This is a genomic window from Kitasatospora sp. NPDC096128 (assembly GCF_040303105.1).
Taxonomy (GTDB): Bacteria; Actinomycetota; Actinomycetes; order Streptomycetales; family Streptomycetaceae; genus Kitasatospora.
This window is the reverse complement of record NZ_JBEOSP010000042.1, coordinates 17,840-44,825: the sequence shown is the minus strand read 5'-3', so window position 1 is coordinate 44,825 and position 26,986 is coordinate 17,840. Positions and strand designations below refer to the sequence as shown.

General features: G+C 72.9%; 19 protein-coding genes. 16 read left to right on the top strand and 3 right to left on the bottom strand.

The features are described from left to right. Positions 1 to 18: 18 nt before the first annotated feature. Entirely contained in the window at positions 19 to 2,193 is a 2,175-nt protein-coding gene (locus ABTY61_RS33790; RefSeq protein ID WP_350508973.1) for an MMPL family transporter, read from the top strand. Between the two features lie 89 nt (positions 2,194 to 2,282). Here ABTY61_RS33790 and ABTY61_RS33785 read toward each other — a convergent pair whose 3' ends face one another. After that, positions 2,283 to 5,096, bottom strand: coding sequence for a helix-turn-helix transcriptional regulator (locus tag ABTY61_RS33785; protein ID WP_350508972.1), 2,814 nt, complete (start codon positions 5,094 to 5,096; stop codon positions 2,283 to 2,285). Positions 5,097 to 5,264: 168 nt separating this feature from the next. On the opposite strand from ABTY61_RS33785, the gene ABTY61_RS33780 reads away from it, so the two are divergent. The 4 genes from ABTY61_RS33780 to ABTY61_RS33765 all read left to right on the top strand — a co-directional run bounded on the left by ABTY61_RS33780 (position 5,265) and on the right by ABTY61_RS33765 (position 11,327). After that, entirely contained in the window at positions 5,265 to 8,117 is a 2,853-nt protein-coding gene (locus ABTY61_RS33780; RefSeq protein WP_350508971.1) for a helix-turn-helix transcriptional regulator, read from the top strand. A 63-nt stretch (positions 8,118 to 8,180) separates the two neighbouring features. Continuing rightward, positions 8,181 to 9,806: an aminotransferase class V-fold PLP-dependent enzyme gene (locus ABTY61_RS33775; RefSeq protein WP_350508970.1), complete on the top strand. Its 1,626-nt coding sequence runs from the start codon at positions 8,181 to 8,183 to the stop codon at positions 9,804 to 9,806. Next, positions 9,742 to 9,969 carry a hypothetical protein gene (locus ABTY61_RS33770; RefSeq protein ID WP_350508969.1) on the top strand — a complete coding sequence of 76 codons (228 nt, stop codon included), beginning with the start codon at positions 9,742 to 9,744 and terminating at the stop codon, positions 9,967 to 9,969. The genes ABTY61_RS33775 and ABTY61_RS33770 overlap by 65 nt, the downstream gene beginning before the upstream one ends. After that, positions 9,966 to 11,327: a threonine/serine exporter family protein gene (locus tag ABTY61_RS33765; protein WP_350508968.1), complete on the top strand. Its 1,362-nt coding sequence runs from the start codon at positions 9,966 to 9,968 to the stop codon at positions 11,325 to 11,327. Before ABTY61_RS33770 ends, ABTY61_RS33765 begins: the two co-directional genes overlap by 4 nt. 85 nt (positions 11,328 to 11,412) lie before the next feature. Here the strand turns inward: ABTY61_RS33765 and ABTY61_RS33760 are convergent, their stop codons facing one another. Then, complete coding sequence (locus ABTY61_RS33760) at positions 11,413 to 12,174, bottom strand: DeoR/GlpR family DNA-binding transcription regulator (protein ID WP_350508967.1); 762 nt, start codon at positions 12,172 to 12,174, stop codon at positions 11,413 to 11,415. Between the two features lie 49 nt (positions 12,175 to 12,223). Here ABTY61_RS33760 and ABTY61_RS33755 point away from each other — a divergent pair, with 49 nt between their 5' ends. The 6 genes from ABTY61_RS33755 to ABTY61_RS33730 all read left to right on the top strand — a co-directional run bounded on the left by ABTY61_RS33755 (position 12,224) and on the right by ABTY61_RS33730 (position 20,091). Continuing rightward, complete coding sequence (locus ABTY61_RS33755) at positions 12,224 to 12,607, top strand: DUF4406 domain-containing protein (protein WP_350508966.1); 384 nt, start codon at positions 12,224 to 12,226, stop codon at positions 12,605 to 12,607. Further along, positions 12,604 to 13,302, top strand: coding sequence for an NUDIX domain-containing protein (locus ABTY61_RS33750; RefSeq protein WP_350508965.1), 699 nt, complete (start codon positions 12,604 to 12,606; stop codon positions 13,300 to 13,302). Before ABTY61_RS33755 ends, ABTY61_RS33750 begins: the two co-directional genes overlap by 4 nt. A 154-nt stretch (positions 13,303 to 13,456) precedes the next feature. Next, complete coding sequence (locus ABTY61_RS33745) at positions 13,457 to 14,608, top strand: macro domain-containing protein (RefSeq protein WP_350508964.1); 1,152 nt, start codon at positions 13,457 to 13,459, stop codon at positions 14,606 to 14,608. After that, positions 14,605 to 15,267 (top strand): hypothetical protein, encoded by a 663-nt coding sequence (locus ABTY61_RS33740; protein ID WP_350508963.1) that lies wholly within the window; start codon positions 14,605 to 14,607, stop codon positions 15,265 to 15,267. Before ABTY61_RS33745 ends, ABTY61_RS33740 begins: the two co-directional genes overlap by 4 nt. A gap of 4 nt (positions 15,268 to 15,271) precedes the next feature. Then, positions 15,272 to 15,925, top strand: coding sequence for an RES family NAD+ phosphorylase (locus tag ABTY61_RS33735; protein WP_350508962.1), 654 nt, complete (start codon positions 15,272 to 15,274; stop codon positions 15,923 to 15,925). Then, positions 15,922 to 20,091 (top strand): CHAT domain-containing protein, encoded by a 4,170-nt coding sequence (locus ABTY61_RS33730; RefSeq protein ID WP_350508961.1) that lies wholly within the window; start codon positions 15,922 to 15,924, stop codon positions 20,089 to 20,091. Before ABTY61_RS33735 ends, ABTY61_RS33730 begins: the two co-directional genes overlap by 4 nt. 19 nt (positions 20,092 to 20,110) lie before the next feature. On the opposite strand, the gene ABTY61_RS33725 is transcribed toward ABTY61_RS33730, so the two are convergent. Beyond that, a complete protein-coding gene (locus tag ABTY61_RS33725; protein WP_350508960.1) occupies positions 20,111 to 22,015 on the bottom strand; it encodes a caspase family protein in 1,905 nt (634 codons plus the stop codon). A gap of 196 nt (positions 22,016 to 22,211) precedes the next feature. Here ABTY61_RS33725 and ABTY61_RS33720 point away from each other — a divergent pair, with 196 nt between their 5' ends. The 5 genes from ABTY61_RS33720 to ABTY61_RS33700 all read left to right on the top strand — a co-directional run bounded on the left by ABTY61_RS33720 (position 22,212) and on the right by ABTY61_RS33700 (position 26,934). Beyond that, complete coding sequence (locus tag ABTY61_RS33720; RefSeq protein ID WP_350508959.1) at positions 22,212 to 22,688, top strand: hypothetical protein; 477 nt, start codon at positions 22,212 to 22,214, stop codon at positions 22,686 to 22,688. Positions 22,689 to 22,728: 40 nt separating this feature from the next. Continuing rightward, positions 22,729 to 24,519 (top strand): hypothetical protein, encoded by a 1,791-nt coding sequence (locus ABTY61_RS33715; protein ID WP_350508958.1) that lies wholly within the window; start codon positions 22,729 to 22,731, stop codon positions 24,517 to 24,519. After that, positions 24,516 to 24,701, top strand: a complete 186-nt coding sequence (locus ABTY61_RS33710; protein ID WP_350508957.1) for a hypothetical protein — start codon at positions 24,516 to 24,518, stop codon at positions 24,699 to 24,701. Before ABTY61_RS33715 ends, ABTY61_RS33710 begins: the two co-directional genes overlap by 4 nt. A 20-nt stretch (positions 24,702 to 24,721) precedes the next feature. After that, the gene (locus tag ABTY61_RS33705) at positions 24,722 to 25,303 is read left to right on the top strand and encodes a hypothetical protein (protein ID WP_350508956.1); all 582 of its coding nucleotides are present in this window, start codon (positions 24,722 to 24,724) and stop codon (positions 25,301 to 25,303) included. A 65-nt stretch (positions 25,304 to 25,368) separates the two neighbouring features. Further along, entirely contained in the window at positions 25,369 to 26,934 is a 1,566-nt protein-coding gene (locus ABTY61_RS33700; protein ID WP_350508955.1) for an AAA family ATPase, read from the top strand. The last annotated feature ends 52 nt before the right edge of the window (positions 26,935 to 26,986 follow it).

The window sequence follows — 26,986 nt, the reverse complement described above, 5'->3', positions numbered from 1 at the left end:
CACGCTCCGCACGACGGCTTGGCTGTACCCGGGAATCCCCGCGAAGCGGAGGGTGGGCCGGGCAGCCGCCGTCCCGAACGGAGCGGACCGCCGGGCGTCCTGGGCCGTCTAGGCCTCTGGGCGGCAGGCCGGCTGCGGCTGGTCACCCTGCTGTGGCTCGTCGTGGTCGCCGGGCTCGGCGCCTTCGCTCCGCAGGTGACCTCCTCGCTGGCCGGTGCGGGCTGGCAGGCCAACGGCTCGGAGTCGGTCCGCGTCCGCGAGCTCGCTCGGCAGCACTTCGACGGCAACGCCTCCTCGGCCCTTCAGGTCGTCGTCGCCGCCGACCGGCCGGTGACCGACCCCGCCGTCCAGCAGGTCCTCGGCCGGGCGACGGCGCTGCTGAAGGCCGACCCGCGCATCGGTGAGGTGGTGCCGCCCCAGCCCGGCGCCACGATCAGCCCGGACGGGCGTACCGCCGTCGTGCTGGCCGGTGCGAAGGCCGACACCAACGCCATGGTCCGTGCGGCGGACGACCTCAAGGGCCCGCTCAGCGCACTGTCCGGGGCCGGTGTCCAGGTGAGCGCCACGGGCGCCTCCGTCCTGTGGAGCGACTTCAACGCCGCCAACCACGACGCGATGATGCAGTCGGAGATGCTGTCGTGGCCGGTGACGCTCGCGATCCTGGTGCTGGCATTCGGATCGCTGATCGCCGCCGGACTCCCACTGCTGCTGACCATGGCAGGGCTGGCGGCCTCGGCCGGTGCCCTGGTACTGCTCAACCACGTGACGCCGACGTCGATCTGGGCGATGAACTTCGCGATGATGTTCGCCCTCGCTCTGGGCATCGACTACGCCTTGTTCATCGTCGTACGGTTCCGTGCGGCGCTTGCCCGCCACGGTGACGCCCGCCGCGCTGTCGGCGAAACCATGGACACTGCCGGCAAGGCCGTCGCGCTGTCCGGCGCCACCGTCCTGGTCAGCCTCTCCTCCGTCCTGCTCGTCCCGTCACCCGCCTTCCGCTCCATGGCGCTCGGCATCATGATCGCGGTCACCTTCGTCCTGGCGGCGACCCTGACGCTGCTGCCCGCCGTCCTCGGCAAGCTCGGCGCCCGGGTCGATGCGGCGGCGCTGCCGTTCGCCCGCCCCCAGGACGCCGACGGCTCGCCCCGCTTCGCCGCCTGGGCCGACCGTCTGTGGGCGCACCCGCTGCGCTTCGGCATCCCCGCTCTGCTCGCCCTGCTGGCACTTGCCGCGCCGGTGATCGGGCTTCGGACCGCCATGCCGTCGATCACCGTCATCCCGGCGGACTCCTCCGCCCGGGCGGGCTACGTCGCCGTTCAGAAGGCGTTCGGTCCCGGCGCCCCCGGCGCCCTCCAGATCGTGACGCCCCTGGCCCGGGCCGAAGAGGCCGCCGCCGTCCTCAAGCACACCCCGGGGGTCGCGGTCGTGCTGCCGACCGCGAACGCGGCCGACGGGTCCGGTCTGGCTCTCATCCAGGCGGTCCCGGCCGCCGATCCCTCGGACCCCGCCCTGCGGGCGACCGTTGCCGAACTGCGCAGGCACCTGCCCGGGCAGGCGCTGGTCGGTGGCGCGGCCGTCGAGAACCTCGACCTGCAGGACGTCCTGAATGCCAGGACCCCCCTGGTCATCGGGGTCATTCTGGCCCTCGGCTTCGTCCTTCTCCTGCTGGCCCTGCAGGCGCCGCTGGTCGCCCTGCTCGGCACCGTCACCAACCTGCTCGCCGTTGCGGCCGCCTTCGGCGCCGCCCGTCTGGTCTTCCAGGACGGGCACGGGGCGGGGCTGCTCGGCTTCACTCCGCAGGGTTTCCTCGACGGGTGGGCACCGGTCTTCTTCTTCGCCATGATCTTCGCGATCGCGATGGACTACACCGTCTTCCTGCTCGCCTCGGCCAAGGAGCACTACGAGCGCAGCGGTGACCCGCGCACGGCCATGACCGCCGCACTCACCCACTCGGGCAGGGTCGTCCTCGCGGCCGCCGCCGTCATGGTCGCGGTCTTCTTCACCTTCGCGCTCTCCGGCCCGCTGCCCCCCAAGGAGATGGGCATCGTCCTGGGCCTGGCGGTGCTGCTCGACGCGGCACTCGTCCGCCTGGTCCTGCTGCCCGTCCTGCTGCGACTGACCGGACGTGCCGCCTGGTGGACGCCCGCCTGGCTCGGCAGGCTCCTGCCGACCCTCCGGTTCTCCCACGACTAGGCACGAAGGCAGTCCCCCGGGCCAACCAAGGGGGGGTAGCGCCGATTCGCCCCGACCGGGACGTCCCGGCGCTGCCCGCCCCCCGTGGCTCACCCTTGCCGTTGCAACGTCGCCGTCACGGCGAGCCCCACCCGCGAGGACTCGCCGAGCTTCGCCATGATGCGCGACACGTGCAACTGCGCCGTCCGCCGGGAGATGTACAGGCGCTCGGAGATCTGCGGGTTGGAGCAGCCCTCCGCGACCATGGCCAGCACGGCGCGCTCCGTCTCGCTCAGCGCCTCCCAGCCCGTCTCGCTCCTGGCGGCCGCCTTCCGGCTTCTGACGGTGACCCCCTCCGCCCGTAGGCGCTGCCGGGTACGACGGGCGTCCCACGAGGCGCCGAGTGCGAGGTAGCCGTCGACGGCCTCGGCCGCCGTGGCGGCGGCGGCCGGTGAGCCGGCGCGGGCCAGCAGGACGGCCTCGTTCTCGCGGGCGAACGCCGCGTACAGCGGGCGTCCCGCGGCCTGGTACGCCGTGGCGGATTCGGCCAGCAGAGCGCTGTCCGACTCGGCCAGCCCCCGGCAGAGCGCGGCGGTGCCGAGCTTGTTCGGGGACGGCTGGAAGCCGGCCAGCTCCTGCGCGGACGCGGCGAGCGCGGCCAGCCGGTCCGAGCGGCCCAGGCCGAAGGCCATCCGAGCGGCGTCCGGGAAGAGGTGGTCGAGGGTCACCACCTCAGGTAGCACGCCGGACCTCCACAGGAACGATTCGAGGACGCCGAAGGCCCGTCCGGGGTCGCCCTCGGCGTCCCGCACCAGGGCTCGCGCCCACCAGTGCAGGTACTCCGTGTAGGAGTGTGCGCGAAGGTCGTCGGCCTCAGCCATGATCACGTCGGTGTGTTCGCTCCGCTGCCCTCGTCGCACCTGGATCAGCGCGGCGATCGCGCGCAGATCGGGGCCCACGTCCAAAGGATCGACGGTGTCCAGCCCGCTCTGGACGGCGACCAGGGCGTCGTCCCAGTTTCCGCGCAGGAACTCGACGTTGGCGATCGCGGACTGGTACCAGGGCAGCAGCGCGACGCCGGCCCGCTCGCTCTCTCTGACGCCTGCGCGGAAGTCCGCCTGGGCCTCCGCCAGCCGGTCGAGGTCGGCCAGGCAGTAGCCGCGGGCCAGGAGCGGGGAGAGCTGGACATCGGATGAGGTCCCCGCCTCCCTCAGCCGGTCGAGGGCCGTGGTGGTGAGAGCAAGGGCCTCTTCGACGCGCCTGGTGACCAGCAGGACCGCGGCCTGGGTCGTGAGACCGTACGCCGTCGCGAAGCCGTCGCCGCTCTCCCGCCCGTTCCGCACCGCCAGGAGAGCGGCACGCTCCGCCTCCTCCGGGCGGATCATGAGGTGAAGGGTCTGAGCTTCCAGAGCGTGGAAGAGCGCTGCCTGGTTCAGAGGGAGACTTTCCAGGGCGAGCGCCGAACGGACCTCGGCCACCGTCTCCTCCAGCCGCCCCTGCTGGAGGAGCGCCTGCGCGAGCCACCCGCGCACCACGCCCTCCCGGTCGACCGGGAGGGGGCGCCCGAGTGCTGCCCTGGCGGCGTGTTCGGCTTCGGCCGGCAGTCCGGCCCAGAGCAGGGCCCGGACGAGTTCGAAGTCCAGGTCCTGGAGGCCGGCACTCGCGCCGGCGGTGGCCCGGCGCAGCAGCTCGACCGCGAGTGCCGGCGCTCGCACCAGGAGGGCATCCAGCGAGGCGCGCAACCAGGCCAGGTCCCACGGCCCCAGCCGGCCGGCCTCCAGCACGTGCTCCGCGACCCGCTCGACAGGCGCGCCCGCACCGGCCAGCGAGACCCCGATCTGCTCGTGCAGAGCTGTTCGGACCGCCTGGGAATGACTCTCCACCACAACTTGGCGGATCAGGTCGTGCCGGAACGCGAACCCGCTCCCGCGCTCCTCCAGCACTCCCGCCGCGAGCGCTTCCACCACCGGCTCCACCAGATCGGTGGCCGGGAGCTGGAGGAGCGCGGTCATCTCGGCAGCGCCGAAAGCGCGGCCGAGCAGTGCCACCAGGCGGAGCATCTCGCGGGTCGGCGCACTCAGGGAGTCGATCCGGTGGAGGATGGTGGCGCTCAGCGGGGCCGGCATGAGCGAGGTCTCCGGGCCGATCTCGGCGGTCGGGCCCCGCAGCTCGATCCGGCCCTCGCCGGACAGCGCCCGGACCAGCTCCGCCACGTAGAGCGGGTTTCCTGCCGCGCCCGCGACCAGGGACCGTAGCCGGTCGCCCGGCAGACCCCCGGCGAGATCGGCGACCAGAGCGGCGATCTCGGCCTCGGCCAGGGGAGCGAGATCGGTGATCGGGACGCCGGACTCCGCCAGCTCGCGCAGCAACCCGGTGACGGCGGCGGTGTCCGAGGTGGGACGGCAGGTCACCACCACGAGAAGGGGCAGCTGATCCAACGCACGCGCCAGTCGGCGGATGACCGTCAGGCTGGCCGGGTCCGCCCAGTGCAGGTCGTCCACCAGCAGCGCCAGTGGCTCGGCCGAGCACCAGTCGTCCAGGGTCGACAGGATGGCCTCGGCGATCAGGAACTCCTGGCCGACGGCCCCGGCCGGCGCCCCGACCCGCTCGTCACCCCGCAGCAGACTGCGGATCCGGACGACCCCCGGGTGTTCGGCGGCACCCGCATCGAGGCACTCGCTGAGCACGGCGAACGGCACCGACCGGTCTATCTCACCAGCCGCACCGCGCAGGACCATGATCCCGGCGGACCGGCACAGGGCCTCGACGAGGTCGAGCACCGTCGACTTCCCGATACCCGGCTCACCACGGAACACGGTCGCCTGACCCTGGCCCTCCGTCAGTTGCCGAACCATGAGTTCAAGGCGCGCCCGCTCGGTCCCACGGCCCTGCACCGTCACCACCATCGAGATCCACTTCACCATCGCCCGACCATCACAGCTGCTCAGCGCGTCGGGCTCACGCCCGCCGGGGCCGGCCCGGCACTCGGACCAGTCTCCCAGACCCACGGATACGAGCTCTTCGGGTACCGGCTTTTCAGGTACGGACACCCCCAAAACTGACGAATGCCAGCCAATGCGATAATTCTGAGAATGAGAACCAGCCGGGCGACCGCAGCACTGATCGGTCGAACGGCCGAGTCCTCGCAGCTCGATGATGTCCTGTCCACAGCCGCAGCCGGCCAAGGGCGTGCCGTCCTGCTCAGGGGCGAAGCCGGGATCGGGAAGTCCGCCCTGCTGAGGGCCTGCGCCGACCGCGCCCGGGAGTCGGGCTTCGCGGTGCTCTGGAGCACCGCGAACGAGTCGGAGCGGCACTTCCCGCTGGGGACGTTCCTGGACCTCCTGGAACGGGACCAGCCGTGCTCCGGGCGGCTGCGGGCGGAGTACCGAGCCGTCGTGGCGGCCTCGGCCCGGAACACGGCCGCCGGGATGACCGATCCGGTGCCGGCCACTGCGGAGCGGCTGTTCAGGGTGGTGGAACAGCAGTGCACGACCGGCCCGGTGCTCGTCGTGGTGGACGACCTCCATCGGGCGGACGAGGCCTCGGCGACGCTCTGGCTGCGCCTGGCTCGCCACGCCGAGCAGTTTCCGCTCGCGGTGGCGGCCTCCGTGACACCCGGCACCGGCGCCGGCACCGAGGCTCTCGCGGTGCATACGCTGCAGCGCGGCGGCGGCCTCGTGCTGGAACTGGAGCCGCTGGCCCCGCCCGAGGCGGCCGCTCTGGCGGCCGCCTCCCTGGGCGGCCCGGTGGGACCGTCCCTGCTGGGGGCACTCGACCGGGCCGGCGGCAATCCGCTCCACCTCATCGAGCTGACGGCCCTGCTCCGTCGGCAGGGCGGCCTGACCGAGGGACAGCACGGGTTCGAGCTCATACCCGGCCGTCACGACCTCTCGCTCGGGGCGGCGATCACCGACCGGGTCCAGCGGCTGTCCCCCGGGGTTCGCGCGGCGCTTCGGATCGCCGCCGCGCTGGGCACCGAGTTCCGGCCCGCCGATCTCGCCGCGGTGTCGCGCCGTTCGCTGGTCACCCTCGTGCCGGTGCTTGAGGAAGCACTCGCCGCCGGCGTACTGGACCCGGCCGGAGAGCGGCTCGGATTCCGTCACCACATGATCTGGCAGGCCCTCGTGGCGAGCGTCCCGACGGGCTTGCGCGGCGCACTGCACCGGCAGGCGGCGGAGGCGCTCGACCTGGCCGGTGCGCCGATCGACCAGGTGGCCGGCCACCTGGTCCGGGCGACCTCCACGGCGGCGGACGCGTGGCTGCCCGGCTGGGTCACCCGGCACGCCCGCGAGCTGGTCACCCGCTCGCCGGCCGTCGCCCTGGAGCTGCTGACGCAGGCCGTCGACGGGGACTGCCGGGAGGCGGACCGGACCGGCCTGCGGCTGCGCTCGGTCGAGGCACTCAACGCGCTGGGCCGGCCCGCCGAGGCCGAAGTGGCTGCGCGTCAGCTGCTGGCCGCGCCGTCCTGCGCGCCCGAGGTGGCGGCCGAGGCCTCCTGGCTGCTCGCCGAGACGCGCTATGCCCGCTCGTCGACCGGCAGCGGGGCTCGGGAGGCCGCGGAGCTGCTGACCGCCGCCACCGCGATCGAGGGCATCAGCGAGCGGTCCAGGGCGCGGTTGCAGGCCGAGAACTCCTTCTACCTGTACCGCTCGGGCCGGCCCGCCGAGGCCGCCGAGGCGGCAGTCGGCGCGCTGGCGGGCGGTGAACGCTCGGGCGAGAGCTTCGCCGTCGCCTACGCCTCCTGGATGCAGGTGGTGCTGGCCCGGGTCGAGGAAGGCGACCTCGACGGCGCCTTCGAGCTGAGCGGGCGCAGCCTGGGGCTCTGCGCGGGCGGCGCGTACCCCCGCGTCGAGAGCCTGCTCCGGACCCAGCGGCTGGTGATCGCAGGCCTTCAGGACCGGATCCCCGAGGCCGAGGAGGAGATCACCGAGATCCGTCGTCTCGGCGAACCCAACCGGCTGTACGGCCAGGACGCGACGGTCGCGATCGCGGCCCACCGCTTCCGCACCGGGCAGTGGGACGAGGCCCTGGCCGAGATCGAGCACCTGGGCGGGGAGGAGTACCAGCACGCGGCCGTCCGGGCGCGCGGCCTGGCCGCGCTGGTGGCCGGCCTGCAGGACGACGCCTCCACCTGCGAGGCGCAGTCGGGACTGCTGCGGGATCACCCGCTGCGGACTCCCGCCGACCGTGGCGCCGCCCACTGGCTCCTGATGGCGCGTGCGATCTGCGCCGAACGCGCCGGACGGCCGGACCAGGCGCTGGCGGCACTGCTGCCCGTCCTCGACCCGCAGCTCGCGACCGGCCCGGAGGATCCGTTCGAGTGGCTGCCGGTTGTCGTCCGGCTGGCGCTGACGGTCGGTGACCGGGCGACGGCCGCCACCGCCGCCGCCCTCGCCGGCACCGCGACCTCCCGAGGGCCCGGCATCGTCTCCTGGCAGCACACCGCCCGGCACGCCGCCGGACTGCTCGACGCCGATCCGGCGCCCCTGCTGGCGGCCGCCGACCACTACGCGGCCTCCGCGCGTCCGCTGCACCGGGCGAACGCCCTGGAGGACGCGGCCGAGCTGCTGGCCCGGCAGGGGCGGCCGGCGGAGGCCAGGCACCGGCTGGGCCAGGCGGCGGCCGCCTACACCGGGCTCGGCGCCGGCTGGGGGCTCCGCCGTATGCAGGCCCGGCTGCGAGCGGCCGGGGTCCGCCTCGGCGCGCGTGGCCCCCGGGCGCGGGCCACCTCCGGTTGGCAGAGCCTGACTCCGACGGAGCTGCGCGTCGCCCGCCGGATCGCCGACAGCCGGTCCAACCCGGAGATCGCCGCAGAACTGATGCTCTCCACCCGGACGGTCCAGACCCACGTCTCCCACATCCTCACCAAGCTCTCCTTCCGGTCGAGGGTCGAGATAGCCGCCGAGGCCGCCCGGCAGGACGGCATCCATGAGGAAGGCCGGTGATCGTGACCGTGGATGGCCGCAGTCACGCTGAACCTTCGGCCGGAACTCCTCGTAAAGCGGTCCGTGGAAGAACGCACGGAAGCAAGCACTGTCCTCACGACCCTCAGGAAGCCGCTCGGACTGATCCGTCGGCTTCGCCGCAGCACCGGGGCCGCCGGCTCGGCCACCGCACTGCTGGCCCGGATCCGGGGCGGCATCATCGGTGACGGCGATGTGCTGCAGGGCCCGTACGGGCCCCGGCGGATCACCTACGCCGACTACACGGCTTCCGGGCGTTCGCTGGACTTCGTCGAGGACTGGCTCCGCTCGGCGGTCCTCCCGCACTACGCCAACACCCACACCGAGAGCTCTGCCACCGGACTGCAGACCTCCCGCCTGCGCGAGGACGCCCGTCGGCTGATCCACCGTGCGGTCGGAGGCACCGACGACCACGTGGTGCTCTTCTGCGGGTCGGGGACCACGGCGGCCGTGAACAAGCTCATCGGCCTCCTGGAGCTGCAGAGCCCGGTCGGGCTGGCCGAGTTGTACGGTCCGGCGCACGCCATTCCTGCGGATCGGAGGCCCGTCGTCTTCGTGGGCCCCTACGAACACCACTCGAACGAACTGCCCTGGCGGGAGTCGATCGCCGACGTCGTGGTCATCAAGCTGGATGCGGACGGCCGGATCGACGAGGACGATCTGTGCGTCCAGCTCGGCCGCTACCGGGACCGGCCCCTGCGCATCGGCAGCTTCTCGGCCGCCTCCAACGTGACCGGCGTCCTCACCGACACCGACCGCATCGCCTCCCTGTTGCACGCTCACGGAGCGCTTTCCTTCTGGGACTTCGCCACGGCCGGGCCGTACGTGCCCATCCGGGTCTCCGAGTCCGCACCGGGCCGGTTCGATCACAAGGACGCCGTCTTCCTGTCACCCCACAAGTTCGTCGGAGGCCCGCAGTCTCCGGGAGTGCTCATCGTGCGGCGGAGCCTCGTCCGCAATCGTGTGCCCACTGTGCCGGGCGGCGGCACCGTGGCCTTCGTGGACCCCCGGCACCAGTACTACCTCGACGATGTGGTCGCCCGAGAGGAGGGCGGCACCCCCGCTATCGTCGAGTCGATCCGCGCCGGCCTCGCCTTCGGGGTCAAGGAGGCGGTCGGTACCGAGCTGATCCACGCCCGGGAGGAGCGGGCCTGGGAGGCGGTGCTGGCCCGCTGGCGGCAGAACCGGAACATCGTCATCCTCGGCCCCACCCACGTGCGACGCCTGCCAGTGGTCTCGTTCCTGATCCGGCACGAGGACCGCTATCTGCACCACAACTTCGTGGTCGCGCTGCTCAACGACCTGTTCGGCATCCAGGCCCGTGGCGGCTGCTCGTGCGCGGGCCCGTACGGGCACCGGCTGCTGGACATCGGCGCCGACCATTCGGCGGCGCTGCGCGAGGAGATCGTCGAGCAGGGACACGAAGGCATCAAGCCCGGCTGGACCCGGGTGAGCTTCCCGTACTTCATGTCCGAGACCGTCCGGGATTTCATCATCGAGGCGGTCGATCTCATCGCCACACACGGCCACCGCCTGCTCGCCGACTATCGCTTCACCCCCGGTGCCGGCCTCTGGCGCCACCACCTCGCCCCGCAGGCCCCCCCCGTTGAGCCTGGCCGACTTCCACCTCGACACCCCGGACGATCGCTGTGGCAAGGCCCGTCACGGTGAGGATGCCCTGGCCGGCTACCTGGCCCGCGCACGTCGCCTCTTCGCCGAACACTCCGGACACATCGGCGAAGGCCGCCTCGACCTGCCCGACAGCTTCGAGACGCTCCGCCACTTCGCCATCGCCGAGGTCTGCTTGCTGTCGGATGAGAGTACGACCGGATGACCGTCCGTCAGTTCGCCCGCCTCGCTCCTCCGGCGGACGAATACGCAGGTGAGCTCCTGCTGCTCGCCCTGCGCACCGGTGAACTGCTGCTGACCTACGGCGCGCCGGCCGCCGACGTCGTGGCGACGACGACCGCGATGGCGGCGGGCCTGGGGCTGCACGGCTGCACGGCCGACGTCACGGCCGGCGCCCTCTCCCTGTCCTACCGCAACGGGCCGCGTGCGGTGCCCATGACCGAGATCCGGGTCGTGCGCACCGCCGCTCCGGACTGCTCGCGCATCGACGCCGTCCACCGCCTCGTCGAGCAGGTCGCGCGGCGTCGCCTGGACGTCCGCGCGGCGCGGTACCGCCTGGCGCAGATCGAGGCCGCCCGACCGGCTCATCCCGCCTGGCAGGTCACCCTGTCCTGGGCCGGCCTGGGCGGCTTCTTCACCGTGATGCTGGGCGGTGGGCCGACGGTGTTCGTCGCCGCCGCCGTGGTGGCCGCCTTCATCGACCGTGCCAACGGCTACCTGTCGCGCCGCGGCGTGCCCGGCTTCCACCGAGTGGTGCTGGGCGGAGCGGCCGCCACCGCCACCGCCACCGGGCTCTTCCTCACCGGCACGACCACCCAGGCGCCGCTGGTCGTCGCCGGCGGCATCGCGATGCTGCTGCCGGGGCCGGCCTTCGTCAGCGGAGTGCAGGACGCCGTCGCGGGTCACCTGGTCACCGCCGCGGCACGCGCCCTGGAGGTGGCGATGACCGTCGCGGCGATCGTCGCCGGAGTGGGAGCAGCCCTCTACGCTGCGGCGCACTCCGGGCTGTGGACCCCGCAGGTCCAGCCGGACGGCTTCGCCCCGCACGGCTGGACCGCACTCCCCGTGGAGATCCTGGCCGCGACGATGGTCTGCGCCTGCCTGGCCTTCTGCCTCCAGGGGACTGGGTGGAACCTGCTCACGGCGGGCCTGGCCGGCGCAATCGCCTGGACCGTGTACCTCGTGCTCTGGCAGGAGTTCCGCCTTCCGCTGCCACTGGCCGCAGCAGTCTCGGCCGCTTTCGTCGGCCTCGCCACCCAGACCCTCGCGCACCGCACCAACACCACGGCACTGCTGCTCACCATCGCGGGCATCGCACCGCTCGCTCCCGGCTACACCATCTACCAGGGCATGCTCCACCTCGGCCACGGCCGACTCGCCCCCGGAATCCTGACCATCGGCCAAGCCGCAGCCATCGGCCTGGCCATCGCGGGCGGTCTCACACTCGGGCACACCGCCGCCGACCAAGTCGCCCCCGGAACGGCCCGCCAGGGGGCAGTCCGGCGACTCCCGGACCCGGCTTCCGCTTCAGTCACCCCCGGTGGCGCCGGCCGGAACCCATAGAGCGGTTGTCGATTCCCGTGGATGGTCGAGGCACCGTGGCAGGCCGGTGCCCATCTCCTGCGATCCCCCGTTCGCGCCGTGGCTGTCAGCAGCCGGCTGCCAGGATCTCCACGCCGTGCGCGGTGAGTTGATGGAGAACCGGGTGGCAGGGGTCGGCGTCGGTGATCAGTCCGCTGATGTCCTCCCAGGGCAGGACGCGGAACCGGGAGGCGGTGCCGATCTTCTCGGACGAGGCGAGGATGTAGGTGTCCGCGGCCCGTGCGGCCAGGGCACGCTTCATCGCGGCCTCCTCGGCGTCGCCGGTGGTCAGCCCTGCCTGCGGGTGGACGCCGGTGACGCCGAGCAGGCACAGGTCGGCCGAGACGTTCTGGGCGGCCTCGACCGCGGCGGCGCCGCAGGTGACCGCCGAGTGCTTGAAGAGGCGGCCGCCGAGGAGGAAGACCTCGGCCTGGGGATGGTCCAGCAGCGCGGCCGCAATGGTCGGGCTGTGGGTGATCACGGTGCAGGCCAGGTCCGGCGGGAGGGTGTGGGCGACGGCGAGGGCGGTGGTGCCTCCGTCCAGGATCAGGGCGTTGCCGGGCCGTACGAGCGCGGCGCCGACCGCGGCGACCTTCCGTTTGCCGTCGGGGGTGACGGACTGCCGCGCTGCGTAGTCCGCGATGGCCGGGGAGACGGGCAGGGCTCCGCCGTAGACCCGCTGGCACAGTCCTTCGGCGGCCAGGTCGCGCAGGTCGCGGCGCACGCTGTCCTCGGAGATGCCCAGGTCGGCGGCGACGTCCTTGGCGACGATCTTGCTTTCGCGGGCGAGCAGACCCAGCAGGTGGTCTCGCCTCTCGGCAGCCAGCATCCGTAGTTTCTCCTGTTCTTGCACGTTTCTGCGTGTATCGTAGCGCGCCATGACCGACAAGCCCATGCTCATCCTCATCGCCGGCCCCTACCGCTCCGGCACCGACGGCGACCCGCAAGCCATGGCCGCCAACCTCGCCCGCCTCGAAGCGGCGGCCTGGCCGGTGTTCGCCGCCGGCCACGTCCCCGTGATCGGGGAGTGGGTCGCCCTGCCCGTCCTGCGCTCGGCCGGCGCGGGCCCCACCGACCCCCTCGCCGACCAGGTCCTCTACCCGACCGCCGAGCGCCTGCTCGCCCACTGCGACGCCGTGCTCCGACTTCCCGGCGACTCCACCGGAGCCGACCAGGACGTCGCCACCGCCCGCCGCCGCGGCCTGCCCGTCTACCACGACGTGAACGAGATCCCCCGCCGCACCCCGCGGGAGACCGCGTGAACACCCGCCCCGGCATCGATACCCCCGACCACCGCGGCCGCACCGGCCTCGACCAGGCCGGCCGGGACCTGCACCGAAACCCCGACGTCGTGGTCCGCGATGTGGAGCTCACCTCCCAGGGCTGGCACGTCCTGCGCCGCACCACCTTCGACCACCGGCGCCGCGACGGACGCTGGACCACCCAGCAGCGCGAGACCTACGACCGCGGCAACGGCGCGGTCGTCCTGCCCTACGACGCCGAACGCGGCCGCGTGCTGCTCACCCGCCAGTTCCGCTACCCGGCCTACGTCAACGACCACCCGGACGGCATGCTCATCGAGGCCGCAGCCGGGCTGCTCGACGGCGACGACCCGCTCGCCGCCATCCGGCGCGAGAGCACCGAGGAACTCGGTGTCACGCTCGGACCGCTCACCCACATCCTCGACGCCTACATGAGCCCCGGCTCCGTCACCGAGCGCCTGCACTTCTACGCCGCCCCTTACACCCCGGCCGACCGAACCGGAGAGGGCGGCGGACTCGAGGAGGACGGCGAGGACATCGAAGTGCTCGAACTGCCCTTCACCGACGCGCTCGCCATGATCCGCGACGGACGCATCGCTGACGGCAAGACCATCGTGCTCCTGCAATGGGCAGCTCTGGACGGGCCCTTCGCCGCCACAGCGGGCACCCACCGATACCAGTGCTCGGCCGGGTAGTCATAGAACCCCCCAAGGACGTCCTGATCGTCGGTTGTCCGGCGGGTGCCCGAGGTGCGCCCGGAAAGCGACCCGAAGTCGCCCGGGCGGGGTGGTTGGATGGGAGGGCGGATCCAGCTTGTCCCCCCCTCGGCACGGTGCGATCCTTTCGGGCATGCTGCACAGCGACCTGCCGGACCACGCGTCAGTTCTCAGGGAGGTGCGGGAATTGCGGCGAGTCGGCCTGGTACGGCTGCGTGAGCTGGAGCTCCCGGCGCTGGCCCGGGCCGCAGACATGATCGACCTGCCGGCCGGGCGGGAGTCGCGGCCCGCCGCTGTGGAGCGGCTGCTACGGCTGGCGGTGACGCGAATCGATCCCGGTAACCTTCACACGGCCGCCGAGTACAGCCTCGGCCTCGCCCAGGGCACTCGCGACTGGCCGCCCGCCGACCGTCGGAAGCATGCTGCGGGCGTGTACGGGGTGAGCGTGGAGCGATTCCGCAAGCACCACGAGGCGCTGGTGCTGGGCGAGGTCGCCGAGCAGGTGATCCGGATGGCCGCGCGGGCGGGGCAGCCGGGTCGGGCAGCGCAGTCGCACCAGACGGACCAGGCAGGGGAAGCGGGGGATGTCGGGCCGCTCTCGCCCGCGTCGTCGGGTCACCGGTCGCTGCGGGTCCGGGTGGGCGAGCGGACCGCGCTGGTGACGGTGCACGTCCACCCCGTGGATCTGCTGCGCGATGTGGACGTCGTGGTCTCGCCGACCAACACCTACCTGGCGTTGCCGGAGCCGTACAAGTCGTCGGTGTCGGCGTCGCTTCGGCGGGTGGGAGCGCTGCGCGGGTCGACCGGGGAGCTCGTCGAGGACCTGGTGCACGAGGAGTTGCGGAAGTGGGTCGTCCGGCATGGGGCGCCAAGCCGGGCGGTCCTGCCGGGAACCGTGGCGGCGGTCGGGGCGGGGGCGCTGGTGGAGCAGGGCGTCCGGCGGATCTATCACGCCGCGGTGGCGGTCCCGCGCCTCGGGACGAACGACTACGACGTGCTGCCGGCGGACGTGACCCGGGCGGTTGCCCGGGCGCTCGCCCTGCTCGCCGAGGAACACCGGCAGTTCGATCCTCCGCTGCGCTCGATCTGTCTTCCGCTGCTCGGTTCCGGCCGGGGCGGGCTGCCGTACGAGGTCAGTCTCGGCATGCTCTGGGCCGCGGTGGAGGCCGAACTGATCCGCGGTGCGCAGTGGGAGGTGCACCTCGTGGTGCGGCGGTCCGCCGTCGCAGATCTGATCGAACGTCAACTCACGTCCGTGAAGGCCGTCGACGGAAGGACCCGATGAACCCGTACCAGGTGCTTGCGGCCGCCGCCGCCGACTGGGACCGGTTGGCCGGCCTGCTGGAACCCGTGTCGGGCTGCCAACTGGAGGCGCGGCTGCAGGCGTTGAGATCCGCCGAGCAGGACGGGCCGACCCGGCTGCAGGCGGCGGAGGCGGCGGCCCGGCTGCTGCTGGAAGCGCTGCCGGACGCCGAGTCCGGACGGCTCGACGACGCGTCCGGTGCCCGGTTTGCCGGGGACCCGCAGGACCGGCCGCACCTCGGCTTCCATGCGGACGACCTGGCCGTGCTGGTGCTCGACGGCCACCGCATGGTCGGCCCGGTGCTCGGCCCGATCCGGGCGAGGATCCTGGCCGTACCGGCGCTCGACCCCGACGAGGTGCGGCTGCTGGGCGGTGATCCCGGCGGTGCCGGGCTGCTGAGGTTGACCGGGCCCGGCGGGAGGCTGCGGCTGCCCGGCTTCCAGTTCGGCGTCGCGGGCACGCCGTTGCCGACGGTGGTGGAGGTCAACACCGTTCTGGATGCCGAACGCGACCCGTGGGGCGTCGCGGACTGGTGGCTGTCGGCCAATGCCTGGCTTGGCGGCAACCCCGCCGACCTGCTCGGTGCCGGGCGGGACGGCCAACTCGTGGACGCGGCAAGGTACCTGTCGGAGGAGGAGTAACCGGATGGCGAACACCAGGCCCCCGCGGCTGCTGCCGGGCACGCCCGCCAAACTGACTCTGCCGGCCGGCACCCCGCTGTACCGGTTGCATGCGGCCCGCCACCCGGCGACCGCGTTCAATCCCGTACCCGCGCACTGCCTCTACGGCGGCGGCCGTTTCGACGCGACCAGGTGCGACCCGTTCGGCTATCTCTACGCCGGGCTCACCGCCGAGTCGGCGGTGTGCGAGTCGCTGCTGCGGTCGGTTCCGTTCGATCCGGGCGGGACGCCGCGGCTGGTGCCCAGGGTCGCGATGCGCGGCCGCCGGCTGTCCTTCCTGCGGCTGGCCGCAGAACTGGACGTGGTGTCCCTGGTGACCGGCCGGGAGCTGGCGAGTGTCGCCCAGGACTCCTGGCTGGTCCAGGCGGAGGCCGGCGAGTACCCGTTCACCCGAGACTGGGGTCATTGGATCCGTCAGCACACCGACCCGTGGGCGCAGGGCTTCCTCTTGCCGTCCAAGCGTGAGCCCGGCGACCGGGTGGTGGTCCTGTTCGGTGACCGCTGCGTGCCGGACGTGATCGAGGAGATGGACGTCCCGCCGGTCGACTTCGACACCGCCGAGGGGGAGAGACGGCTCAACTCCTTGCTGGAGCCCTACCACGCGAGGATCGCCCCGTGACGCCGGAGCAGGCGACGGGCCCGGTCCGGGACCCGGGCCCGGACGAGGTCTCCGACGACGAACTGCGCGCCGAGCGGGACGAGTTGCTGGAGCAGCTGGCGGGTCTGCGGGCGGACGACCCGCAGGCGCCGACGGCGTGGGCCGTCGCCGGGGATTTCAGCTACCAGCTCTTCCTGCGGCAGGCACGCCCGGAGGACCTGCACCTGGCGGACGAGGCGTTCGAGCGGGCCTTCGCCCAGTCCAGCGACGGGGAGATCGGCGACGAGGAGATCTGGGCCGCCTGGCGGATCCTCCGCGCCCGCGTGCTGCTGTTCCGGTACGACGACCGGCCGCAACCAGAACTGCTCGACCGGGCCTGGGCGTTGCTGGTCGACGGCCTGGCCGAACCGGTCGCCGGGTCGTCGTTCGAGCACCTCAGGGTGCTCGGCAGGTACCTGGTGGCCCGGCTCGCCCGGTTGCGGTGGGTGCAGGCCGACGACTGGCCCGGCCCGCAACGGGCGGCTCTGCTCTCCGAGGCGCTGCGCCGGTACGACGCCGCGCTCGAAGACCACGCACCCGGCAGCCCGGAGGCCGCCGAACTGCACGGGGAGGCCGGTGCACTGCACCACGAGCGGTACCGGACCGGCGGTGACCTGCCCGACGCGCAGGCCTCCGTCCGGCACTACCGCGCGGCTCTCGAGACGGCCGCGCCGGACAGCGACGCTCCGCTGCTGCGGTACGGACTCGCCACCGCCCAGATGATGCACGGCCAGCGTGCCCGGGACCGGGACCTGCTGACGGAGGCCCGGACCGAGTTCGGCCGAGCGCTGGTCGAGGCCGGTGAGCAGTCCGCGGAGCGACCGTGGTGGGGGCGCGAGGCAATGGCCCGGATGGTCTACATCCGGGCGATGCTGTGGTGGCACTGGGACGACAGCACCCAGGTCGGGCCCGCCGAGGCGGAGTTGGCGCCACTGCTCGCCGAGCCGGATGCCGTCGACGAACTACTGCCCACGTACCTGGACTGCTTCGGACGGCTGCTCTACCAGCGTGCCACCGAGCGCGACGACGACGCCGGACGAGACCGGGCGCTCCACCTGCTGCAGCGGGCTCTCGACCGCTGGCAGCCCGAACGCGACGGCGGCTCGGCCGCACCGCTGGGCCTGCTGGTGGCGTCTCTCCAGTGGGCCCGCTACCGGGCGGACGGCGACCCGGCGCGCCTGCCGGTGCTCGCCGCGGCCAGCGGGCGTGCCCTCGAAGACGAGAGCCGGGGCGCCGAGTTCCGGCGGATGGCCGTCATGTGCCACGGCTGGGTCAGACACGAGCTGGTGCGCCAGGGCCTCGCCGAGGCGGGCCCCGAGGTCGATGCCCTCTTCCAGGAGGCCCACCGCGCCACCATGGGGACATTGGCGGATGTCAGACACGGCGGGGCCTTCCTGAACCTCAGCGATCAGGACTTCAACGGTCTCGCCAACGACATCGGCGGCGTCGACCGGCTGCCCGCGGAATTCGACCGGCTGTACCGGACCTGGCACGTGATGGACCCGGACAGCCGCGAGTCGGGCGAGTCGGCCGCGTTCTTGTACGGCCTGGTGCCGTTGCTCGATCCGCACGGCACGCACGTCACCGCCGAGCAGAAGACCGTGCTCCTGAAGGCCGCACTGCAGCACCGGAAGGGGGATGCCGCCGGGCTGAGCAACGTCCACGCCATCGCCGGCCTGATCGGCCTGAACGAGGCGACGGCCGGAGACGGGTCGGGCCTGGAAGGGGCGCTGGAGCACATCGACGCGGCCCGCGACCTGCGCACCGGCCAGGACGGGCGGGTGACCGATGGCATCGAGCTGCTGCGCTCGGCCGTCCAGGGCCAGCGAGGTCAACTACGCGGCGGTCTCGACGAGGTGGAGACGGCCGCGAGCGCCATTGCCCGGTTGCGCGACCGGCCCGGCACCACCCCCTACCTCCGGTCGCTCATCGACGGCCAGGTCGCGGGTATCGAGGCCATTCGGTACGCGCGGCAGGGCGACCTGGCCGGCACCGACCGCGCCATCGCGCGGTTCGCCGAGGTCCACGGCGCGCTCGACCAGGACGACCCCGCCCGCGGGGAGCTGTGGACGCTGCTGGAGAACGCCCGGATGGGCCGCGACCACCTCGCCAGGAGCCTGGGCCTGCCGACCGCCGCCATGGCGAACCACGGTGGTGCCACCCTCGACGAACTGCGCCGCCAAGCCGCGCGGCTGCCGCGCGACCACCGTGCCTGGGTGCTGGGGGACGCGGGTATCGCCCGCATCGCACGGGGGGTGGACCGGCCCGACCGCCGGCTTCTCGACGAAGGAATGACCCTGCTCCGGGAGGCCTTGGACCTGTCCGACGAGGAAAGCGACGACTGGCTGCGCTACGCCTTCGTGCTGGGCAGCACCCACTGCGCCAAGGCCTCCCGGAGCGGCGACCGCCGTGAGCTGGGGACCGGCATCGACCTGCTGGAGCGGGCCGCCCAGCTGGCCGGCGGCCCCGAGCACCGGCTCTGGGCGGTGTGCAGCCTGACCCTCGGCCGGGCCTACCGGCTGCGCGCCGACCCGGCCCGCGACGACCGCCGCCGGGGACGCCTCGCCGGGCTCGAGTCGCTGCGCGGACACTCCTGGGCGGCGCTGCTCCAGTCCGGCACCGGGCATGCCGCCGAGGGCGCGGCCGCGGCCACCGTCGCGGCCCTGGAAGTGGCCGCCTGGTGCCTGGCCGACGACGTCCCCGAAGCCGCCGTCCAGGCACTGGACGCCTGCCGTGGACTGGTGCTGCACGCCGCGAACACCGCGATGACGGTGCCCCAGCTGCTGACCGCCACCGGCCGGCCCGACCTGGCCGAGGAGTGGCGGGCCGCGGGCGGCGCCGAACCGCCTGGCGGAGCGGACGGCTCGACCGGGTCCGGCGGCGTCCCGAGCGAACTGCGCCGCCGCGTTCTGACCGCGCTGACCGCCCTCGGCCCGGACGGCGGGCCGTCGGCCCGGCTGCTGGGCACCCCGGCCCCCGCAGAGATCGGCGAGGCGCTGCGCAGTTGCCGGGCGGACGCCCTGGTCTACCTGATGCCCGCCTCCGACGACCGGGGCGGGGCGGCGGTCCTGGTCACCGCAGACGGTGGCGCGCACTGGCTGCCGCTGCCGCTGTTGAAGGAGGACGCCGCACCCCTGCGGGACTACACCCCGGCCGACCGGTCCGTCCGGGACATGGGGCCGGCCCCGCACGCTGCCGCTCCCGACTCGACCTCGCTGCGCCGGCAACTGGACCGGCTGTGCTCCTGGGCCTGGTACGCGGCGGTCAAGCCACTGCTGGACCTGCTCGTGCCACCACCTGGCCGCACCCGCCCGCCGTCGCTGATCCTGGTGCCCATGGGCGCCCTCGGCCTGGTGCCGTGGCACGCGGCCTGGTCGGAGCCGGACGCCACCGGACGCCGCCGGTACGCCGTCGAGCAGGCCGAGATCTCCTACGCCGCCTCGGCCCGGCTGCTGTGCGACGTGGCCGCCCGGCCGTCCCTACCGCACACCGGCGCCGCCCTGGTGGTCGGCAATCCGACCGGGGACCTGCGCTACGCCGGCGAGGAGGCGGACGCGGTGCAGCGGGCCTTCTACCCGCGGGGCAGTTTCCTCGGGCGGCGTGCGGCGGGCGAGGCCGACGGCCCGGGCACGCCGGCCGAGGTGCTCGCCTGGCTGCGCCGCGGCGGTGGTGGCGTCCTGCACTTGGCCTGCCATGCCACCGTGGCCGCCAACCAGCGCTACAGCTCGTACCTCTCCTTCAGCGGCGGTGAGCTGGCCGCCGAGGAGCTGACCGAGGCGGCCGGGCGGGGCGGCGACGGGCTGGAGCTGGTGGTCCTGGCGGCCTGCCGGAGCCACGTGTCCGGGCGCGGCCACAACGAGGCGTACAGCCTTGCCACGGCGTTCCTGGTGGCCGGAGCCCGATCGGTGATCGGCTCACTGTGGCCGGTTCCCGACGACGCCACCTCGGTCCTGATGTTCATGACCCACCATTTCCTGCGCCGCGAGCAGGAACAGGCAGGCCGGGCGCTGCGCCAGGCCCAGCTGTGGATGCTCGACCCGGACCGCCGGCTGCCGCCCGGTATGCCCGGCGCGCTGGCCGCCCGCGCCGCCGTGGTGGAGCCGGACGACCTCTCGGCCTGGGCCGGTTTCACCCACCTGGGGCAGTGACGACGGCGGTGACGGCGGGTCAGTCCGGGACGACCGTGCGGAGCGGGAGGGTGAGCGCTGCCCAGCGGCCGGGGGAGGCCGCCGGGCAGCCCGGCAGCATGTCCCGGCTGCCGCCCGGGGCGAGCGGGCGGAACACGCCGTCCGCCGTCCGGCCTGCCTGCCGGTCCGCGGGCAGCGTCGGGTCCCAGGGCCCGAACTGGAACGGCACGGTGTTCAGTTCGCCCTCCGCCACGATCAGCTTGAGCCAGTCACGGACGTAGGCGCCGGGTCGGACCGGTCGGGTGGACGGGAGACTGAGGTGAACCGGATCGCCGTCCAGCGCGTAACCGGTGCCGCCGGGGGCGATGAAGGCCCCGGGGAAGAGGACCGATCGGCTGGCGTAGCTGTCCGTGAGGTTCAGCAGGACGCACCAGAGGGCCTTGCCTGTCGAACGGTTGTGAATGCGGACGGACACCCTCGGCTCCTGCCAGCCGCCTGGCCCGCGACCGTAACTGCAGACGATCTCACCGGAGCCCTCGGGCATGATCGGGCCATCGCCGCCCCAGGGTGTCACCTCGACCCGGACGTGGGATCCGAGCGAGGGATCGGGGTTGGCGAGGTCGCGCAGCTGATGCCAACCGGCGAGGTGGACAAGGCAGTCGACGATCCGCCGGGCGTCGTCCGAACCCGCCAACGGCAGCGCCGGGACGGCGGGGGAGCCGTCCCGGAACAGCACCCGGGCCTCCACTCGGGCCTCTGCCCGGTCCAGGGCGACCCGCAGCAGCGTCCCGGGCGCGTCCCGCGGATCGTCCACGAGGCGCAGCAGCGGCGAGCGGGCGGTGCGCAGGGAGTCGGTCAACTCGTCAGCTACCGCAGGGCGTTCCAGTGCCTCCACCAGTACCGACACCGGCGGCAGGGCGAGCGCGGCGAGCGTCACCGGGTAGCTGAGCGCCGGATCGGGTGACCAGCCGGAGGGCTCCACCAGGGTCCGGTCGACCCTGACCTCCCGGGCGGTCAGCAGGTGCCGGTCCTGGCTGCCGGGTCCGGGCTCGACGCTGAACTCGGTACCGCCGGCGTCCGGGCCGCCGCGCAGTCCGTGGACGGTTCCACAGTCCACCTCCCAGCCCGAAGCACCGTGGCGGAGCAGGTGAGGGCTCGGGGCGCGAACGGCCCCGCCGAGGAACGGCCGGTCGGCAGGGCCACCGGCCTCCAGGGGGAGCAGGACCGGGTGCTGGCGGTCACCCGAGCCCTGCACCCGGCACTGCACGGCCGCCATCAGCCGACGGTAGCTCAGCTCCGGGCCGCCCTGCTCGCCGAGTGCGCCGAGGAGCGCGTGCGTGAACACGCCGTGCCTGCGTCCGTCGAACCAGTCCTCGAACGCGGGCTGGTTCAACCGACTCGCGGCCAGCAGGACGTGACCCGGCACGGCCGAAGGACCGGTGACGTCGCGGGCTGTCGCGAGCGCCCCCCAGGACGGATCCGGTGGAAGGAGGCGCGCGCTGCCCTCGGCGTCCCGGGTCGCGCCACCCGAGAAGCAGCAGTCGAGGACCGCGACGACATGGGCGCCGCGGGCAGCGACCTCGTCCAGCAGGGCCCCCAGCTCCTTGTCCGGCAACGGCCCGTCGGCGCAGACCAGGGCCTGGCAGCGGCCGGTGGATTCGACCTTCAGCTGCTCGGCCGTGGCGTCGAACTCGGTCCCGTGGCCGGAGAACCAGAGCAGTGCGGTGTCCTGTCGCCCCGCCTGCCCCAGATGTCCGCGGATGCCGTCGGTGACCGCACGCACAGTGGCGTCGGTATCGAGCAGCGTCCGCACAACCGGCTCAGTCACCTTCGCGTCCAGCCAATGCTCAGCAGCAGCCGCGTCATTGACGCACCCCTGGAGCGAAGCGCGGCCGAGCGCCGAGTAGTCGTTGATCCCCACCAGGAGTGCAAAAACCGTCCTCATGAGCAGAAGTGTTCCAGGCGGACACCGCCCCGGTGGTCCGGTCGGCCGGGCGAATGGTGGGCGGGAACAGGTCGTCATCCGGCCATGCGCGTGCGATCACCTGCACGGCTTCGCAATATGGCAGTGCGATCACTATCCTTCCCTTCTCGGCCGCGCGGTGTGAGCGCGGTGTCACTCCATGGCCACCGGGGGATTCATGGGTTTCATTGAGCAGCCCCGCCGCGTCGTGCGACCGGGCCAGGCGACCGCGCCCGGTCGGGCTGCGGCGAGCGGTCCGGCCACCGGCGGGCGACCGCCACAGACCCGCGTCGGGGCGGACCGGCTGCGCGCGAGGCCGGTGGGCTTCCTGAACGCCGTACGCCGACTCGACGCCGGACTCGACCCGGCCGCCTGCAGCGAGCTGGCCGACTGGCTCAAGGAGCACTACACCACCGAGTTCGGCGACGTCCCGCTCGGCTTCCTCGCCACCTGCTACCTCGGTGCACCGTACGTCGACCATCAGCTGAACCTCTTCCGCTCGATCGTGGACCACTTCGCCCCCGGAGATCCGATGCCCCACCCCTTCGCGGCCGCCCGGATGTTGGTGCGCACCGGCGCCTACGCCTTCGTCGAGGTGTACGACGGCGGCCTGGTGCTGCCGGTGCTCCCGGACGGCAGCGTGGTGCGCCCGTGAACCCGCCCCGCCGACTGCTCCACCGTGAACGGAGACCCGCATGACAGAGGTGGACTACGTCCTGCGCAACCAGGTGGCGCAGGTCGACAGACTCGTGAACCGGCTCTCCGAGCAGGTCGGCCAGGTGTCTGGTCAGGTCTCCGCCGTCGGCATCGCGCAGCGGCAGACCCAGAGCGAACTGCAGCAACTGCGCGCCGACTTCCTGGCCTTCGTCCACCAGTCCCAGCTGACCGCCAACGTGCAGCGGGCCGAGACCCGCATCGGAGTCATCCAGGACAAGGTCGACCACGAGTTCGGCCACCACAAGGTGGTCCGGCGCACCGCCGTCGGCATGCTGCAAGCCTTCGACCTCGGCCTGGTGTCCGAGGCGACGGTGACCTCGGTGAGCGAGCAGCTGATGATCCAGACGCCGCGCTACTGGCTCGCACCCGCCCTGGTCGCCCTCGCGGCCTGGTCCGCCGACGACCCGGCGCTGTGCGAGCGGGCGGTGGACGAGGCGTTCCGGCGCTCACCGGAGCGCACCTCGCTCCTCTTCGCGCTGGTGCTGCGCAGACAGGGCCGCCAGCAGGCTGCGGTGCGGTGGCTGCGGCACTACCTGATCGCCCAGGACCCGGCCGCGCTCGGTCGGGAGTTCGCGGTCATCCTGGAGTCCATCTCGCAGGGGGCCTTCGGCGCGGGCGGCCGCGAGATGCTGCATGAGACGCTCGGGCGGTGGCGCGAGACCCTGCTCGGCGACGACGAGGCCCGGGCCGCCCAGGTACGTCGGTGGCGTGCGGAGATCGACAGCCTGCGCGCACCATCGGCCGCCGGCGAGTTCCCCCGCCTCTCCCAGGTGTCCCCGCAGTGGCCGCAGTTGGACGCCGTACTCGCCGCGGCCCGGGCCCAACAGGCGATCCTCGCCAAGTACACCGCGATGATGGCGGGCGAGTCCCTCCCGTCCGAGCGGCTCGAGGACGCCATCGACGACATCCTGGACCGGCTGGTCTCGGAGTACGACAACGAGGAGCTGCCGCTCCGCCGCGACCTGGCGTTCAACCAGGCGGTGGTGGCGTGCGACGGCGACCTGGACGCCGCCAGGCGGGCCGTGGACGTGGACTCCGCTTCGCTGGAGGAGACGCTCGACTACCTCACCATCCAGTCCACCGCGGCACTCAATCCCTCGGCCATCGGTGCCTCTGCCTCCACCCAGCGGCTCGCCGTCGCCGCCTGCCACGAGTGGTTCGCGCAGGCCCACGCCGGCTTCAGCCGGGACTACCGGATGGCCGAACCGCCGGACGTCCACGCGGTGTTCGCCACCAGCCACACCGTCGGGGCCCAGGTCTTCAAGCTGCCTCAGTGGGCAGGTTCGTTCAACACCCCGCTCCCCGCCCTGGAACAGTCGCTCGCCCAGCACTGGGACCAGCACACCGCCCCATTCCTGGCTTCGCTGGCCTACCCGCTGCAGCGCCAGCTGGTCATGCTCGGCGGCGCGCTCGTGCTGCTGCTGTTCGTTGTCGGCCCGATGAACATCGCGGTCGCCCTCGGCCTGGCGGTCCTGGCCGGTGGCATCTGCGGAGTGGTGCTGTACACCCGCTCCGAGGCCGCCCGGAAGGCCACGGACTCGGCCAAGGAGTTGCTGGCGCGCGCCAAGAACGACTCCCTCCACCAACTGCGCGGCGCGTGCGCCGAGTACACCGACTGGAAGACCGCCTACCGGAACGCGGACCAGGTGGAGACCCGGACCCGCGAGTTCATCGGCTCACTGGCCGCCGCCGGCCACGCCCACAGCCCGTTCGACGGGCGCACCGTCCGACCCGCCGCCGCCACGCCGAAATCCGGAGGAACGCAGTGACCACGCCCTACCCGGCCCCGCCACCACCGCGTCGCCCCGCGGCCTCCCCGTGGGCGGCCAGCCCCAAGCCCACCACGGAGCGCTCCACCAGCCGGCTGCGCCGGATCGTCGCGGGCCTGCCGGACTGGGAACCGCTGCCGCCGGGCGAGGTGACGGTGCGCCGCCCCGGAAGCGGGCTGTGACACCGGCCTGGCGGCGGCGCGTGACACCGGCCGGGCAGCAGGCAGGGCGAACACCCGGACCACTCGGCGGCGCCTACCACGCCTGGGCCGACTTCCTGGAACGCTGGTCGGCGGGCGAACCGGTCGACGACACCGGCCTGCCCGCGCTCACGCGCGCCGACTTCCCAGAGGACACCTGGCAGCGGCTCGGGGCGCGGATCAGGGAAGCGCTCCAACAGCGCCTCCAGGCCTGGGCGGACGCACTCGTCGCGGCTGTCAACGCGGCCGACGACGAGTTCGCCGCGGGCCGCGCCCTCGCCCAGGCACGTACCGGGCTGCACCGGATCCGGGCGCTCGCCGGCCACCCGCAGCTCCCGGCCGACCTGAGGGAGAAGCTGACCGCGATCATCGACGAGCAGACCCGCCGGGCCCAGCAGGACCTGGAGCACGAGCTGGAGCGCCGGGCGTCGCGCGAGCAGGACCAGCAGGCCGTCGACGCCCGCCGCCGCACCCTGCGCGACAACCCGCTCACCGCCGTCATCACCGCCACGCCCCCGGCCGACCCGGGCGGCTGGTCCTACGACCCCGCCGACGGGCCGCGCCGCCGCATCGTCCCGGGCTGACCGCGTCCTCGACCCGCCGTCCTACCGCCGTGCCGCCGAACCGAGACCTGAGACCCGAGGCCCAGATGTCCAACTACGCCGAGAGCCGAGACGACCTCGACAACTACCTCACCGCGCGAGTTCCGGTGATCGGCCTGCGTACCATCGAGCAGCAGCGGGCGCTGCGGCTGGTGAAGGAGGTGGCCACCCGGTCGCGCCGTAGCAGCCAGCCGTTCTGGATCTACACCAGGGCCACCGGCCTGCGCGACCTGCGCTCCAACGCCACCGTCCAGGACGACCGTTCCCTGACCGGCGCCATGGAGTTCGCCGCCGCCCAGTTCACCAGCCGCCCGCAGGCCACCCTGATCCTGGTCGACCCGGACGGGCTGGAGACCGACACCCACTTCACCCGGCACGTCGCCGAACTCGCCCGGCTGGCCGATGCCAACGCCGGCAGCATCGTCCTGATCACCGACAGCCCGATCTGGAGCGGACTGCAACGGCTCGGCATGAGCCTGCAGCTCGAACTGCCGGACGCCGACGAGATGTACGGCACCATCAAGAGCTTCCTCGACGACCACCACGGCGTGGTGCCGATCGAATGGAACGAGGACGACGCGCGCCGTGCCTCGGAGTTTCTGCTCGGCGTGACCGAGGCCGAAGCGGTCAACCTGATGGCCACCATCGTCGCCAAGGGATCGGTCCAGCGCGACGACGTCCTCGCGCTGGCCCGGGCCAAGGACCGGATCTTCAGCGACCTCGCCGGCCTCGAGCGGGTCCAGCTCAAGGCCGCGGACTACTCCGTCGGGGGCCTGAGCAGCCTGCGGGGATGGCTCCAGCGCAAGCACGAACTGATGCACGCCGATCTGCGCGGCACCGACCTGCGACCGCCGCGCGGCGTGCTGCTGGTCGGCGTGCCCGGCTGCGGCAAGTCGCTGTCCGCCAAGGCCATTGCCTCGCAGTGGCAACTCCCGCTCTACCGACTCGACATGGCGAGCATCCACGGCAAGTACCTCGGCGAGTCCGAGGGCCGGATGCGGGAAGCGCTGGAGACCGCGGACCGGGTGGCGCCGTGCATCCTGTGGATCGACGAGATCGAGAAGGGGCTGGCCGGCAGCCACGACATGTCCGGCGTGCCGCAGCGCATCATCGGCCAGTTCCTCTTCTGGCTCCAGGAGTCGGACTCCCGCGCGTTCGTCGTCGCCACCGCAAACGACGTCCGCAGCCTCCCGCCCGAGCTCCTCCGCAAGGGTCGCTTCGATGAACTCTTCTTCGTCGACCTCCCCGACGCACAGGACCGCAAGGAGATCATCGATCTCTACTACCGCAAGTACGTCAAGGTCGAGCCCGACCCGAACCAGGTGGACCGTCTCGTCGACCTCTCCGAGGGATTCGCCGGCTCCGACATCGAAGCCGCCCTCCACGAGGTCGGCGCCGAGGTGCACCTCAACGGCGGAGCCGCCAAGCTGCTCCCGTCGTTCGTGCTCGACACCTTCGCCAACACCACGCCGCTCAGCCGGACCAACCCCGAACAGATCGAGGAGATCCGCACCTGGGGCCGCGACCGAGCCGTCCCGGCCGGCCGCACCACGACCACCACGACGTCCGGTACCTCCGGTACACCCCGCCGCGTTGTCTTCATGAGCGAGTAACCACCGGTCGGAGGTGCTCGGCGTGGGTGAAACAGCAGCGGTTGTCGGGTGA

Excerpts from the sequence above, each read along its gene's own strand:
- ABTY61_RS33785 (WP_350508972.1), bottom strand. The coding sequence starts at position 5,096 with ATGGTGAAGTGGATCTCGATGGTGGTGACGGTGCAGGGCCGTGGGACC.
- ABTY61_RS33780 (WP_350508971.1), top strand. The coding sequence starts at position 5,265 with ATGAGAACCAGCCGGGCGACCGCAGCACTGATCGGTCGAACGGCCGAG.
- ABTY61_RS33765 (WP_350508968.1), top strand. The coding sequence starts at position 9,966 with ATGACCGTCCGTCAGTTCGCCCGCCTCGCTCCTCCGGCGGACGAATAC.
- ABTY61_RS33760 (WP_350508967.1), bottom strand. The coding sequence starts at position 12,174 with ATGCTGGCTGCCGAGAGGCGAGACCACCTGCTGGGTCTGCTCGCCCGC.
- ABTY61_RS33755 (WP_350508966.1), top strand. The coding sequence starts at position 12,224 with ATGACCGACAAGCCCATGCTCATCCTCATCGCCGGCCCCTACCGCTCC.
- ABTY61_RS33745 (WP_350508964.1), top strand. The coding sequence starts at position 13,457 with ATGCTGCACAGCGACCTGCCGGACCACGCGTCAGTTCTCAGGGAGGTG.
- ABTY61_RS33740 (WP_350508963.1), top strand. The coding sequence starts at position 14,605 with ATGAACCCGTACCAGGTGCTTGCGGCCGCCGCCGCCGACTGGGACCGG.
- ABTY61_RS33735 (WP_350508962.1), top strand. The coding sequence starts at position 15,272 with ATGGCGAACACCAGGCCCCCGCGGCTGCTGCCGGGCACGCCCGCCAAA.
- ABTY61_RS33725 (WP_350508960.1), bottom strand. The coding sequence starts at position 22,015 with ATGAGGACGGTTTTTGCACTCCTGGTGGGGATCAACGACTACTCGGCG.
- ABTY61_RS33720 (WP_350508959.1), top strand. The coding sequence starts at position 22,212 with ATGGGTTTCATTGAGCAGCCCCGCCGCGTCGTGCGACCGGGCCAGGCG.
- ABTY61_RS33715 (WP_350508958.1), top strand. The coding sequence starts at position 22,729 with ATGACAGAGGTGGACTACGTCCTGCGCAACCAGGTGGCGCAGGTCGAC.
- ABTY61_RS33700 (WP_350508955.1), top strand. The coding sequence starts at position 25,369 with ATGTCCAACTACGCCGAGAGCCGAGACGACCTCGACAACTACCTCACC.